12 protein-coding genes are annotated in these 13,246 nt (G+C 56.9%); 7 read left to right on the forward strand and 5 right to left on the reverse strand.

What is annotated here, in order from left to right; all coding sequences use genetic code 11:
* Window positions 1-54 precede the first annotated feature (54 nt).
* On the reverse strand, window positions 55-480 hold the full coding sequence (locus AC1RR7_RS15885) for a hypothetical protein (protein WP_493157960.1): 426 nt from the start codon (window positions 478-480) through the stop codon (window positions 55-57).
* 588 nt (window positions 481-1,068) lie between these two features.
* Here AC1RR7_RS15885 and AC1RR7_RS15890 point away from each other — a divergent pair.
* The 3 genes from AC1RR7_RS15890 (at window position 1,069) to AC1RR7_RS15900 (ending at window position 3,834) form a co-directional block, all read left to right on the forward strand.
* Window positions 1,069-1,359 (forward strand): fructose-bisphosphate aldolase, encoded by a 291-nt coding sequence (locus AC1RR7_RS15890; RefSeq protein WP_493066104.1) that lies wholly within the window; start codon window positions 1,069-1,071, stop codon window positions 1,357-1,359.
* Window positions 1,360-1,555: 196 nt separating this feature from the next.
* Window positions 1,556-2,809, forward strand: coding sequence for a hypothetical protein (locus tag AC1RR7_RS15895; protein ID WP_493066103.1), 1,254 nt, complete (start codon window positions 1,556-1,558; stop codon window positions 2,807-2,809).
* The gene (locus AC1RR7_RS15900; protein ID WP_493066102.1) at window positions 2,806-3,834 is read left to right on the forward strand and encodes a hypothetical protein; all 1,029 of its coding nucleotides are present in this window, start codon (window positions 2,806-2,808) and stop codon (window positions 3,832-3,834) included. Before AC1RR7_RS15895 ends, AC1RR7_RS15900 begins: the two co-directional genes overlap by 4 nt.
* Before the next feature lie 117 nt (window positions 3,835-3,951).
* On the opposite strand, the gene AC1RR7_RS15905 is transcribed toward AC1RR7_RS15900, so the two are convergent.
* The 4 genes from AC1RR7_RS15905 to AC1RR7_RS15920 all read right to left on the reverse strand — a co-directional run bounded on the left by AC1RR7_RS15905 (window position 3,952) and on the right by AC1RR7_RS15920 (window position 8,988).
* Window positions 3,952-4,500 (reverse strand): cupin domain-containing protein, encoded by a 549-nt coding sequence (locus AC1RR7_RS15905; protein ID WP_007957093.1) that lies wholly within the window; start codon window positions 4,498-4,500, stop codon window positions 3,952-3,954.
* Between the two features lie 205 nt (window positions 4,501-4,705).
* Window positions 4,706-5,989, reverse strand: a complete 1,284-nt coding sequence (locus AC1RR7_RS15910) for an NAD(P)/FAD-dependent oxidoreductase (RefSeq protein ID WP_493157961.1) — start codon at window positions 5,987-5,989, stop codon at window positions 4,706-4,708.
* A gap of 53 nt (window positions 5,990-6,042) precedes the next feature.
* Entirely contained in the window at window positions 6,043-7,533 is a 1,491-nt protein-coding gene (locus tag AC1RR7_RS15915; RefSeq protein ID WP_273538546.1) for an aldehyde dehydrogenase, read from the reverse strand.
* Window positions 7,534-7,611: 78 nt separating this feature from the next.
* Window positions 7,612-8,988: a glutamine synthetase family protein gene (locus AC1RR7_RS15920; RefSeq protein WP_096822855.1), complete on the reverse strand. Its 1,377-nt coding sequence runs from the start codon at window positions 8,986-8,988 to the stop codon at window positions 7,612-7,614.
* A 282-nt stretch (window positions 8,989-9,270) separates the two neighbouring features.
* On the opposite strand from AC1RR7_RS15920, the gene AC1RR7_RS15925 reads away from it, so the two are divergent.
* The 4 genes from AC1RR7_RS15925 to AC1RR7_RS15940 all read left to right on the forward strand — a co-directional run bounded on the left by AC1RR7_RS15925 (window position 9,271) and on the right by AC1RR7_RS15940 (window position 13,186).
* On the forward strand, window positions 9,271-10,032 hold the full coding sequence (locus AC1RR7_RS15925; RefSeq protein ID WP_007957108.1) for a gamma-glutamyl-gamma-aminobutyrate hydrolase family protein: 762 nt from the start codon (window positions 9,271-9,273) through the stop codon (window positions 10,030-10,032).
* Window positions 10,033-10,251: 219 nt separating this feature from the next.
* Entirely contained in the window at window positions 10,252-11,394 is a 1,143-nt protein-coding gene (gene potA, locus AC1RR7_RS15930) for a polyamine ABC transporter ATP-binding protein (RefSeq protein ID WP_096822856.1), read from the forward strand.
* Between the two features lie 29 nt (window positions 11,395-11,423).
* A complete protein-coding gene (locus AC1RR7_RS15935) occupies window positions 11,424-12,305 on the forward strand; it encodes an ABC transporter permease subunit (RefSeq protein WP_173861331.1) in 882 nt (293 codons plus the stop codon).
* Entirely contained in the window at window positions 12,302-13,186 is an 885-nt protein-coding gene (locus tag AC1RR7_RS15940; protein WP_011333555.1) for an ABC transporter permease subunit, read from the forward strand. Before AC1RR7_RS15935 ends, AC1RR7_RS15940 begins: the two co-directional genes overlap by 4 nt.
* The last annotated feature ends 60 nt before the right edge of the window (window positions 13,187-13,246 follow it).

Raw genomic sequence — 13,246 nt, forward strand, 5'->3', positions numbered from 1 at the left:
GCAGACTGGCTCTGTTTAATCCGATTTAAATGAATCTCGCGAAGCACCCTCAAATCAGCGCTTCATGGCTTCGCACTCGTTGCGTAGATCGGAATTGCTGATGTACGAGCAACTGCTGCCACTCTGCTTGGCATTGCACAGGGCGCGCTGGTCACTGTCGCTGATGTATGAACAGGAATAGCCCTTCAGCTCCGCCTCGCACGCCGCGCGCAGATCCGAGTTATGGATGTACGAGCAACTGCTGCCGTTCTTCTTGGCGTTGCAGTAGTCACGTTGGTCACTGTCGGCGATGTACGAGCAGGATCTACCGTTCACTTCAGCATCACAGGCCGAACGCAAATCAGAGTCGTGGATGTACGAACAACTGCTGCCCTTCTCTCTGGCTTCGCAATAGGCCCGCTGATCACTGTCACTGATGCTGGCGCACCCGGCAAACGTGTATCCGCTGAACATCAACAACATCGCAAGCACTAGTCTCATCACACACTTCCTTGGTCGACCAGGAAACAGCCTGGCACTGCTTGAGCCGATGAATGAGCGTCGCGACACGCCATCAAATTGACATCGGTTTTGGGGAAAGTTCCGGGGCGGGAATGTGTGATGATTTTTTTGATCTGAAAACGGCGTAGGAAATTACCCTGCGTGGTGAGGGAGCTTGTTCTTGCGGGGAGGCGAAGCGGGTCGAAACCTGGCGAGTCATTTTCCCCATACACTTCGCAGCCATTGATTTACGCCAGTTACGCCGCCGACCGTGATCGAACTCTCTGGCCAGATGTGGGGATTTTGCGTCCTACAGGCTGATTGCGGCAGTGGGGATCGGTGCCTAGAGTGGGTCTGTCGCTGAACGAATTTGGCGATAGGGTTTCGCAGCCCTCAGAAGTGACGCACACCGCTCAATAACAACTGTGGCAAAATTCGCCGCAGTTTCATTTTATGGCGGCTGTGTGTGGGAGACCTTCCGGTCTGCCGGTTTAGCTCTTCTCCGGTCTGCGAACCCGCATACAGCTGCCACCCATTTGTTTCGCAGCAGAAAGGTGGCACTTTTGAACCAACTGAAGAGTGCTCCAAATGACCAGCAAAACACCGCTCCGCCACTGCGTGAACATGTCCCACCCAGCCACAGACCAACCCGTCCTGCTTATCGATGCAGAGGCACCCCTACGCGACTTACACGCCTGCCTAAGCGAACGTCTCAACGCCGTTTTAAAATACCTGGACCTCATAGCCTGCATACGTCTCCTCGACCACGCAGAGCAAGACATCAACACAGTTACCACCATTGCGAGGATCATGGTTCAGGACGTGAGTGATTTGTTTGGAGTTATTGAACGGAGAGAGTTAGGTGCAGAACAGAAATAGAAGGCACATGGAGAGAGTCATGGATCCCGCACCTTTACCTTCTCCGTCAAAGAAGCGAGCTCCCATTTTTCTCGCAATTGATCAGACGATGGCAATCTGCAATTATTAGCCGCGACCCCTCGCGAATGAGGGAATAATCTTCACCCACCGAAATGTGGCTGAAGAGTGCTGATATACGACAGGATGCGGATAGGATATGGAAAAAAACATAAAAGGCGCGTGGATCATTCAGCATGGTCAAAAGCTACAAGCGACGACCAACCAAGATTTTGACGCGATAGGATTTGCGGGTAAATGTGGAAAATTCTTATCCGCGATATCCGCCGAGAACCAAGAGCAAATTTCTAACAAGAGATTGGACGCACTAGCGAGAGCCAACTACATCAGCCCCCGAACTGAAGTCCCTGCAATTCTTGCAGAGTTTGAGCGACAAAAATTAATTTTGTCGGGAACAGGCGGAATTGAGGTTTTAGGTTTAACAGGGAAAGAAGTATTAAACTTTACCGCAACCATATTCGATGAGTCAGACCGAGAAAGCTATGAAGACGCAGTCATAAGCCTTTCAGAAACCACCTCTGACCTTCCTATTACAAACACCTTAGCAATCGATTTCATTTCTGACACTTTCAAAATACCAAAAACAGAGGCTGAATCGACATTACAGCTTGGTAGCAATATTGGCTTTTTCGACACAGAGGCAATATCCGCAACTGAAAAACTTATTTTCAACGGGAATTTATTCCGCAGAGAAGACGCCCGAAAAATCAATGCTGTACTTAGCACACTAAATGCAGCAGAAACACAGAACCTGAATGAAGTCAATGCAAGACTGAACGCTTCTGGTTGTTTACCTCTGGCGTCAATTACGAAAATCCTAGGAGAAAAACTTTTCTCTCAACTCCACTCAATTGGAATGTTTGATGTTAACGTAGTTGGCAACGAAAGCGGAAAAAGCTCTTTCGTTACGCGCCCAGCTGCCTTCTCCAAATTTACTAGTTCTATTGCAGATGATGCACTCGATCTAGCTAAGGCACTCGTAGCATCACTAACTTATGGAATGACCGTAAGTACATACTATCGCGGAAGAATTACAGCCATATCATTACTAATGCAAAAACTGATTGACGGAGGAACTGTAGGCCCAGCCACTGCCATTGGCAATGACTACCAGGCTTTAGAATACAAGGGTGTTGTGAAAGTCATCCCTGCAAATGGGGGAATGTTCAGCATGAAATTGTTGAAACCTGAAGTCGGTCGATTAGCACTTTCCGTTATCCAGAGCGGAAACATTACTGGAGAAGCAGTCGACAATCTACCAGGAGCTAAGGTCACGTCATATACAGCACCGGAGGTCAATCGTGATATTTGCCGGAAAAACTCGACCGAGGCAGTAAAATTAAAAACTCGAAATCTACTTAACGAGATCAGGACAGGTGGACTTAACAGATGAGCCAACAACTCCTGAAAGGCGCAGCAGCAGAAGAAACAATTAGGAATTACTTCTTAAGCATCGGATACTTCGTCGTAAGAGGGTGCAAATTTAAATACAATCAATTTGACATTACAGATATCGACCTATTTATTTACGGCAAGAGTTCCGCATTTAGCCGCGAACGGTTGAATGTCGACATAAAAAACAAAAAGACGCCTCAAGCAATTGAACGGATATTTTGGGCAAAAGGCCTGCAGCAAGTTCTCGGCCTAGACGGAAGCATGGTCGCAACTACTGACATCCGATCTGACGTACGCGATTTTGGGCTTGAGCACAAAGTAAAAGTTCTAGACGGCAGATTTTTAAGCAGGTTAAACAAAAGCGAAAGAGGTCATTTAGCCAGAATCAACGAAGAGGACCTCATTGCCGAAATTGAAAAGCATTCCCTTGGCAAGCTCGGAGGTGACTGGCGGGGTAGATACGAATCTAGCAAATCAAGGATGCTTGACTCTCTAAACTTTGACGGAGCCAACGCTTGGTTGAATGACATCGACTACTATATGAGTGAGATCAACAACCACTCAAACTCTTCGTCTGCTTGGAGAATGATCTACATTTCAATTTCCCACCTACTAATCTGTATAGACTTTATTCTTCGCGAGCATGTCGCAGCAGAGCACGACCAAAGAAAGCAGGTTTTGGACAATGGCTTTAGATATGGATCAGCTGGTAAGTCATTTACGATGAAGGTAGGAAAAATGGCGTCTGCTTTAGTAGGTAGCATAGTCACACAACCAGGATTATCTCAAACCCTCGAGCGTGAGCTCGCCGACCAAGCTTCTGACGTTAAAGCTGAAGTATTAGCTGAATTCTTTTCAAAGTCGCAAGTATTTGCCTCCCTATTTGAGTCCGCAAAGTTATTTGAAGGCTATGGATACATGACAGATATCCCACTCCCTTCAACTTTACCGGCTCACGCCCAATCTTATCTGGGGATAGTCGCTGACTTTTTTGATCGGGACCGAAAGAAAATATTAATGTAAATCACACCACTTGCACCAACATGGCCGATCCAAATTGGATCGGCCATTTCTTTATCAACTATCACGCAGTATTTTCAGAGACTCAAGTTCTGAACGAGCCTATCCAACACGCTATCATCAGAAGTTAGCCGGCGTATTCGCACTAATAATCTCTGCCTCATCCGCCCCGATATTCCGGAACTTGTGCGGCAGCGTGGTCGGGAAATAATACCCATCCCCCGCACTCAACACGCTCACCTGCCCGTCCACCGTCAACTCCACGGTGCCGCGCGTCACCAACCCACACTCTTCACCTTCCGAGTGCACAATCGGCTCTTCCCCCGAACTCGCGCCCGGCGCGTATTGCTCGCGCAGCAAGCGCATCTGGCGGCTGGGGACCGAGGCGCCGATCAGCAGCAGGCGCAGGCCGTGGCGGCCGAGGTCGGGTTGTTCGTTGGCGCGGAAGACGTATTGGTGTTCGCGCGGGGGCTGGTCGAAGGTGAAGAAGTCGGCCAGGGACATCGGGATGCCTTCGAGCAGCTTTTTCAGTGAGCTGACGGAAGGACTGACACGATTCTGTTCGATCAGGGAGATGGTGGCATTGGTCACGCCGCTACGCCGGGCCAGCTCGCGCTGGGAGAGTTTGTAGCTTTCGCGTACTAGTTTGAGTCGAGAACCCGTATCCATGACAGCCTTATGTGAGAACGACTTAAGGGCAATGGGGGTGGGTGGCAGGTGCCGCGCAGGTCGCGCGGATCACGTTGCTCCCGTGTCCCGGAACCGTGAAAGGCGGCTATTAAATCACGTTTGTCGGTGTTGCTCAGCAGGTTCGATGGACGGCACATGAAAAAGCCGGCAGCGCCCTTTTGGGGGGCGCCGCCGGCGAGGTAAATCAGATGCCGAAACGGTCGCGCAGCGAGTAATACACGGCGCCGAGGGCGGTCAGTGGCGCGGAGAAGGTACGGCCGCCGAGCATCGGCATGTGTGGCAGCGAGGCGAAGGCGTCGAAGCGTTCGGCGTCGCCGCGGATCATTTCCGAGATCAGCTTGCCGGCCAGGTGCGAGCAGGTGACGCCGTGGCCGCTGTAGCCCTGCATGTAGTACGCGTTTTTCTCAATGCGGCCGAATTGCGGCATGCGTGACATGGTCAGCAGGAAGTTGCCGGTCCAGCGGTAGTCGATTTTCACGTCCTTGAGCTGCGGGAAGGTCTTGAGGATCTTCGGGCGGATCAGGGTTTCGATGTCGTCCGGTTCACGGGCGCCGTAGACCACGCCGCCGCCGTAGAGCAGACGGTTGTCGGCGGTGAGGCGGTAGTAGTCGAGCAGGTAGTTGCAGTCTTCGACGCAGTAGTTGTTGGTGATCAGGCTGCGGGCCTGTTTCTCGGTCAACGGTTCAGTGACGCAGATCTGCGAGCCGCACGGCATGCTCTTGGCGGTCACGCGGTTGTCGAGGCCTTGCGGCAGGTAGGCGTTACCGGCGATCAGCAGGTACTTGGCGCGGACCTGGCCTTTGGCGGTGCGAATGATGTTGGGCTCGCCGTACTTGATTTCCACCGCAGCGGATTGCTCGTAGATCTTGCCGCCCAGACGCACGATGGCCGCGGCTTCACCGAGGGCCAGGTTCAGCGGGTGGATGTGACCGCCCTGCATGTCCAGCAGACCACCGACGTAGGCGTCGGAACCGACTTCACGGCGAATGTCCCCAGCGTCGAGCATCTTCAGGTTACGGTTGCCGTAGCGTTCCCAGTTGCGCTTCTGCTCGGCCAGACCGTTGAGCTGCTTCTTGTTCATCGCTGCGAAGATACCGCCCGGGCGGTAGTCGCACTTGATGTCGTATTCCTTGATGCGCGAACGGATGATGTCGGCGCCTTCGAAGATCATGCTGCCGAGGATTTCGGCGGTCTTGTCGCCGTAGCGCTCTTCGATCACGTCGACGTCGCGGCTGTAGGAGTTGACCAGTTGGCCGCCGTTGCGACCGCTGGCGCCGTAGCCGACTTTCGCCGCTTCCAGCACCGTCACCTTGTAGCCGGCTTCGGTCAGGAACAGCGCCGAGGACAGGCCGGTGTAGCCGGCGCCGATGACGCAGACATCACACTCCACCGATTCTTCGAGGATCGGAAAATCGATCACTTCGTTGCGGGTGGCGGCGTAGTAACTGTTGACGTGTTGTTGTTTCATTATTGTTCTCCGAGGGGCACCGGCCAAACCGGCGCCCACCGTTGTAAATAGAATTAGAGCTTGATCCAGGTCGCTTTCAGCTCGGTGTACTTGTCGAACGCGTGCAGCGATTTGTCGCGACCGTTGCCCGACTGCTTGAAGCCACCGAATGGCGCGGTCATGTCGCCGCCGTCGTACTGGTTGACCCACACGCTGCCGGCGCGCAGGCCACGGGCGAAGGTGTGGGCCTTGCTCAGGTTGCTGGTCCAGACCCCGGCGGCGAGGCCGAAGATGCTGTCGTTGGCGATGTGCAGCGCTTCTTCAACGGTGTCGAAGGTGATCAGCGACAGCACCGGGCCAAAGATTTCTTCGCGGGCGATGGTCATGGCGTTGGTCACGCCGTCGAAAATCGTCGGTTCGACGTAGCTGCCGCCGGTCTCTTCGAGGGTGCGATGGCCGCCGGCGATCAGCTCGGCGCCCTGCTCCCGACCGATGCTGATGTAGCGCAGCACGTTGTCCAGTTGACGCTGATCGACCACGGCGCCGACGGTGGTCGCCGGATCCAGGGCGTGGCCCGGTTTCCACGCTTGCAGCGCTTCCACCAGCAGCGGGATGAATTGCTCGCGGATCGAACGCTCCACCAGCAGGCGCGAGCCGGCGGTGCAGACTTCGCCCTGGTTGAACGCAATGGCGCCGGCCGCTGCTTGTGCTGCCGCGCGCAAGTCCGGTGCATCGGCAAACACCACGTTCGGGCTCTTGCCCCCCGCTTCTAGCCAGACGCGTTTCATGTTGCTTTGGCCGGCATAAATCATCAGTTGCTTGGCAATCGCCGTGGAGCCGGTGAAGGCCAGCACGTCGACGTCCATGTGCAGCGCCAGCGCCTTGCCGACGGTGTGGCCGAAGCCTGGCAGGACGTTGAACACGCCTTTCGGGATGCCAGCATCCAGCGCCAACTGAGCGATGCGGATCGCGGTCAGCGGCGACTTTTCCGAAGGCTTGAGGATGAACGAGTTACCCGCCGCCAGCGCAGGAGCAAATTTCCAGCTGGCCATGATCAGCGGGAAGTTCCACGGCACGATGGCCGCGACCACGCCGGACGGCTCGCGAGTCACCAGACCCAGTTGATCGTGCGGGGTGGCGGCGACTTCGTCGTAGATCTTGTCGATCGCTTCGGCGCTCCAGCGGATCGCGTTGGCGGTCGCCGGGATGTCGATGCTCATCGAGTCGCTGATCGGTTTGCCCATGTCGAGGGTTTCGAGCAGCGCCAGTTCTTCCTGGTGTTGCAGGATCAGATCGGCGAAGCGGATCAGGATGCGCTTGCGCTCGGCCGGGGCCTTGTTCGCCCACACGCCGGAGTTGAAGGATTGGCGCGCGGCTTCGACGGCCAGGTTGGCGTCGGCTTCATCGGTGCTGGCGACGGAGGCCAGGAAACGGCCGTCGACGGGGCTCAGGCATTCGAAGGTGTCGCCGCTGATGGCCGGGCGGTATTCGCCGTTGATGAAGGCGCGGGATTCGAGGGTCAGGGACTGGAAGCGTTGTTCCCAGTCGTTGCGGGTCATGGTCATGGGGGTGACTCACACAGAGAAAGAGGTGACCGCCGTTCCCACGGAATCGGCGGTGCTTGCGGGGTGAGCGCTCGATCGTCAGACGGTATGCAGATACCAGTTGTACTCAAGGTCAGAGATCGAGTTTTCGAACTCGGCCAGCTCGCTTTCCTTGCACGCGACGAACACGTCGATGTACGTCGGGTCGATGTAGCGGGCCATGACTTCGCTGTCGTCCAGCTCACGCAGGGCGTCGCGCAGGTTGTTCGGCAGGCTCTGTTCGTTCTGCTCGTAGCTGTTGCCTTCCACCGGGGCGCCCGGCTCGATCTGGTTGGTCAGGCCGTGGTGAATACCGGCCAGAACGGAAGCCATCAGCAGGTACGGGTTGGCGTCGGCGCCGGCTACACGGTGCTCGATGCGCACGGCGTCTGCCGAACCCGTTGGCACACGGACGGCCACGGTGCGGTTGTCGATGCCCCAGCTCGGCGAGTTCGGCACGTAGAACTGCGCGCCGAAGCGGCGGTACGAGTTGACGTTCGGGCACAGGAAAGCCATTTGCGCAGGCAGGGTCTCCAGCACACCGCCGATCGCGTGGCGCAGCGCGGCGTTCTGCTCGGGATCCTCGCTGGCGAAGATGTTGTTGCCTTCTTTGTCCAGAATCGAAATGTGTACATGCAGACCGTTGCCCGCCTGGCCCGGATACGGCTTGGCCATGAAGGTGGTGTCCATCTCGTGGTCGTAGGCGATGTTCTTCACCAGACGCTTGAGCAGGACGGCGTAGTCGCACGCCTTGATCGGGTCGGACACGTGATGCAGGTTGACTTCGAACTGCGCCGGGGCGCTTTCCTTGACGATGGCGTCGGCAGGAATGCCCTGCTCTTTCGCGCCTTCGAGGATGTCTTGCAGGCAGTCGACGTATTCGTCGAGGTCGTCGATCAGGTAGACCTGGGTCGACACCGGACGCTTGCCAGAAACCGGCGAACGCGGCGATTGCGGACGGCCGTTCACGTTGTCCTGGTCGATCAGGTAGAACTCGAGTTCGAACGCGGCGCAGATGGTCAGGCCCATTTCGTCGAACTTGCGCACCACGTTGGCCAACACTTCACGCGGGTCGGCGAAGAACGGCTCGCCTTCCAGTTCGTGCATGGTCATCAGCAGTTGTGCGGTCGGGCGCTTCTGCCAAGGCTCGATGCTCAGGGTGCCAGGGATCGGGTAGCAGATACGGTCGGAGTCGCCGATGTCCAGACCCAGGCCAGTGCTTTCCACCGTGGAGCCATTGATGTCGAGGGCGAAGAGCGAGGCCGGCAAGTTGATGCCTTTCTCGTAAACCTTATGAAGACTGGTGCGCTCGATGCGCTTGCCGCGCACCACACCGTTCATGTCTGCAATCAGAAGGTCGACGTACAAAACCTCAGGATGTTTCTTAAGGAATGCGTTTGCTTCGTTGAGTTGAACGGCACGCAGAGGGACCGACATGATGCACCTATTTAGCTGTTAATTATTATGTTCACTGCTGTTTCGCCGAGCCAGTCAACCCGAACGGCAAAGTGAAGTCAATAGCGAACACATGGCCGCTCAGCGTTTATTTTTCGGGCTTTTTTTAACACTCTCGTGCCAATGCAGGCGCCAGACCCCCGGTCTTGATGAAGATTTGATGAACGGCGTTTAGAATTTTTTACATGGGAGTTGTTAATTAAAATCAACGAGGCTAAGCTCCGGAAAAGCTCGTTCAAGTGTCAAACTTCGAGGTGAATAAAAATGGCATTCAAGCCATTGATCGGCGTTACTGCGTGCGTCAAACAGATTGGCCTGCACCCCTACCACATCAGCGGCGACAAATACGTTCGCGCTGTCAGCGTTGCGGCGCTGGGGTTGCCCGTCGTCATTCCATCCCTTGGCAAACTGACTGAAATCGAAGACCTGCTGGGTCAGCTCGACGGTCTGTTGCTGACCGGCTCGCCGTCCAATGTGGAACCTTTCCACTATCAGGGCCCGGACAGCGCTCCCGGCACGGATCACGATCCGGCGCGGGATGCCACCACCCTTCCTTTATTACGTGCAGCCATCGCGGCGGGCGTTCCGGTACTCGGCATCTGCCGGGGTTTCCAGGAAATGAACGTGGCGTTCGGCGGCAGCCTGCACCAGAAGGTGCATGAGTTGCCGGGCATGCTCGATCACCGCGAAGCCGACAGCCCGGATGTCGCCGTGCAGTACGCCCCGGCCCACGCCGTGACGGTGCTGGCCGGTGGCGTGTTCGAAGCGCTGGAGCTGCCGGGTGAATTCCAGGTCAACTCGATTCACAGTCAGGGCATCGACCGCCTAGCTCCCGGCCTGCGCGCCGAAGCCGTGGCGCCGGATGGCCTGATCGAGGCGGTCTCGGTGGAGCACAGCCCGACCTTTGCCCTCGGCGTGCAATGGCACCCGGAATGGCAGGTGCTGGACAACCCGAACTACCTGCGGATTTTCCAGGCATTCGGCGAGGCTTGCCGCCAGCGTGCGGCGCGACGCAACCAGCGCTGACGCCACCCAACGATTGCAAAACCATTTACTGCCCCCGCGGGATTGGCGGCTGCGCACCTGCGCATCCGTCATCCGCGATCAGCAACACACCGCGAAAACAAAAAGCACCACCCGGCAGCCAGGACGGCGGCGCCGAACAACCCGCACGGTGCGGGTCTGCAATCCACTCTTAAGCCAGGCCGCGTTGGCCCGGCGACTGAAACCTGTTGGGAGTTTCACATGGCAAACGCCTCCAGCACTTACAGGAAGGCTCTTGAAGGTCATCAGCAACCGAAAAAGGTTCTGGTGAAAGTCGATCGAGTCACCAAGAAGTTCGACGAAACCACCGCTGTGGACGACGTGTCCCTGGAGATCCATCAGGGCGAAATCTTCGCCCTGCTCGGCGGCTCCGGCTCGGGCAAATCGACCCTGCTGCGCATGCTCGCCGGTTTCGAACGGCCGACTGAAGGACGCATTCTGCTCGACGGTGTGGACATCACCGACATGCCGCCGTACGAGCGGCCGATCAACATGATGTTCCAGTCCTACGCCCTGTTCCCGCACATGACTGTCGCGCAGAACATTGCCTTCGGCCTCAAGCAGGACCGTTTGCCGACCAGCGAAATCGACGCCCGCGTCGAAGAAATGCTGCGTCTTGTACACATGACCCAATACGCCAAGCGCCGCCCGCATCAACTGTCCGGTGGCCAGCGTCAGCGCGTGGCCCTCGCCCGCTCCCTGGCCAAGCGTCCGAAGCTGTTGCTGCTCGACGAACCGATGGGCGCACTGGATAAAAAGCTGCGCTCGCAAATGCAGCTGGAACTGGTGGAGATCATCGAGCGCGTCGGCGTGACTTGCGTGATGGTGACCCACGACCAGGAAGAGGCCATGACCATGGCCGAGCGCATCGCGATCATGCACCTGGGCTGGATCGCCCAGATCGGCAGCCCGGTCGACATTTATGAAGCGCCGGTCAGCCGCATGGTCTGCGAATTCATCGGCAACGTGAACGCCTTTGACGGCACCGTGGTCGAGGACCTTGAAGGTCACGCGATCATTCACAGCCCGGACTTGCAGCAAAAGATCTACGTCGGTCATGGCGTCAGCACCTCGGTGCAGGACAAGTCGATCACCTACGCGATCCGCCCGGAAAAAATGCTCGTCAGCACGATCAAGCCAGAGACCCGCTACAACTGGTCCGAAGGCAAGGTGCATGACATCGCCTACCTCGGCGGCCACTCGGTGTTCTACGTCGAGTTGCCGAGCGGCAAGATCGTCCAGTCGTTCATGGCCAACGCCGAACGCCGTGGCGCGCGTCCGACCTGGGACGACAAGGTCTACGTCTGGTGGGAAGACGACAGCGGCGTGGTACTGCGCTCATGAGAACCTTCAATCAGCAATTCCTGCGCCTGGTGCCCAGCGGGCGAAAGTTCGTTATCGGCATCCCGTTCATCTGGCTGTTCCTGTTCTTCATGCTGCCGTTCTTCCTGGTGATGAAGATCAGTTTCTCAGAAGCCGCGCTGTCGATCCCGCCGTACACCGAGATCTACACCTACGCCGAACAGAAATTCCAGCTGTTCCTGAACATCGGCAACTACACCATGCTCGGCGAAGACGAGCTGTACCTGTCGGCGTACCTCGGTTCGCTGAAGGTCGCGGCGCTGAGCACGCTGATGTGCCTGGTGATCGGTTTCCCGATGGCTTACGCGATCACCAAGGCCAGCAAGGAAGCGCAAAACGTCCTGCTGCTGTTGATCATGATGCCGACCTGGACCGCGATCCTGATCCGCGTTTACGCGTGGATGGGCATCCTCAGCAACAACGGTTTGCTCAACGCATTTTTGATGTGGACCGGGCTCACCGATCACCCGATCGAGATCCTCAACACCAACACGGCCGTGTATATCGGTGTGGTTTACGCGTACCTGCCGTTCATGGTGCTGCCGCTCTACGCCAACCTGGTGAAGCACGACGGCAGCTTGCTGGAAGCCGCGCAGGATCTGGGCTCGAGCAACTTCAACAACTTCTGGAAAATCACCGTGCCGCTGGCCAAGAACGGCATCATCGCCGGCTGCATGCTGGTGTTCATTCCGGTGGTGGGCGAGTTCGTGATCCCGGAACTGCTGGGTGGCCCGGAAACCCTGATGATCGGTCGCGTGCTGTGGCAAGAGTTCTTCAATAACCGCGACTGGCCGGTGGCGTCCGCCCTGGCGGTGGTGATGCTGTTGATCCTGATTGTGCCAATTCTGCTGTTCAACCGCAGCCAGGCCAAAGAGATGGAGGCACGGGGATGAAACGCTTCGGATTTTCAAAGTTCATGCTGATCTTCGGCCTGATGTTTATCTATCTGCCGATGCTGATTCTGGTGATCTACTCGTTCAACGCCTCGAAACTGGTGACGGTCTGGGGTGGCTGGTCGGTGAAGTGGTATGTCGGCCTGCTCGACAACACGCAACTGATGGGCTCGGTGGTGCGCTCGCTGGAAATCGCCTGCTACACCGCGATTGCCGCCGTGGCGCTGGGCACCCTCGCCGCGTTCGTGCTGACCCGCGTGACACGCTTCAAGGGTCGTACGCTGTTCGGTGGTCTGGTGACCGCGCCGCTGGTCATGCCTGAGGTGATCACCGGTCTGTCGCTGTTGCTGCTGTTCGTGGCGATGGCGCAACTGATCGGCTGGCCGCAGGAGCGTGGCATCGTCACGATCTGGATCGCCCACACCACGTTTTGTGCCGCTTATGTGGCGGTGGTAGTCTCCGCCCGCTTGCGCGAGCTGGACCTGTCGATCGAAGAGGCGGCGATGGATCTGGGTGCGAAACCGTTCAAGGTGTTTTTCCTGATCACCATCCCGATGATCGCGCCGTCGCTGGCGGCGGGCGGCATGATGTCCTTCGCCCTGTCGCTGGATGACCTGGTGTTGGCGAGCTTCGTCTCCGGGCCTGGTTCCACCACCCTGCCAATGGAAGTGTTCTCGGCCGTGCGTCTGGGCGTTAAGCCCGAGATCAACGCCGTGGCCAGCCTGATCCTGCTGGCGGTGTCACTGGTGACCTTCCTGGTCTGGTACTTCGGCCGCAAGGCAGAAGCCAACCGCAAGCGGGCGATTCAGGAAGCGATGGATCAGACCGCCAACGAATCGTGGCAGCAACCGCAACCTCAACGAGTGGCAGCGACGGCCTAGGGCCGTCGCGTTTTACGGCTTTGCGCTTTTGCTTAAAAGCTTTTGAATAAAAAGAATGGA

The sequence above is a fragment of the Pseudomonas sp. GW821-FHT11G12 genome (assembly GCF_058808055.1).

What these genes read in the sequence shown, in the direction of transcription:
- AC1RR7_RS15885 (WP_493157960.1), bottom strand. Translation starts at nt 480, where the DNA reads ATGAGACTAGTGCTTGCGATGTTGTTGATGTTCAGCGGATACACGTTT.
- AC1RR7_RS15920 (WP_096822855.1), bottom strand. Translation starts at nt 8,988, where the DNA reads ATGTCGGTCCCTCTGCGTGCCGTTCAACTCAACGAAGCAAACGCATTC.
- AC1RR7_RS15900 (WP_493066102.1), top strand. Translation starts at nt 2,806, where the DNA reads ATGAGCCAACAACTCCTGAAAGGCGCAGCAGCAGAAGAAACAATTAGG.
- AC1RR7_RS15895 (WP_493066103.1), top strand. Translation starts at nt 1,556, where the DNA reads ATGGAAAAAAACATAAAAGGCGCGTGGATCATTCAGCATGGTCAAAAG.
- AC1RR7_RS15890 (WP_493066104.1), top strand. Translation starts at nt 1,069, where the DNA reads ATGACCAGCAAAACACCGCTCCGCCACTGCGTGAACATGTCCCACCCA.
- AC1RR7_RS15940 (WP_011333555.1), top strand. Translation starts at nt 12,302, where the DNA reads ATGAAACGCTTCGGATTTTCAAAGTTCATGCTGATCTTCGGCCTGATG.
- AC1RR7_RS15910 (WP_493157961.1), bottom strand. Translation starts at nt 5,989, where the DNA reads ATGAAACAACAACACGTCAACAGTTACTACGCCGCCACCCGCAACGAA.
- AC1RR7_RS15905 (WP_007957093.1), bottom strand. Translation starts at nt 4,500, where the DNA reads ATGGATACGGGTTCTCGACTCAAACTAGTACGCGAAAGCTACAAACTC.
- AC1RR7_RS15925 (WP_007957108.1), top strand. Translation starts at nt 9,271, where the DNA reads ATGGCATTCAAGCCATTGATCGGCGTTACTGCGTGCGTCAAACAGATT.
- potA (WP_096822856.1), top strand. Translation starts at nt 10,252, where the DNA reads ATGGCAAACGCCTCCAGCACTTACAGGAAGGCTCTTGAAGGTCATCAG.
- AC1RR7_RS15915 (WP_273538546.1), bottom strand. Translation starts at nt 7,533, where the DNA reads ATGACCATGACCCGCAACGACTGGGAACAACGCTTCCAGTCCCTGACC.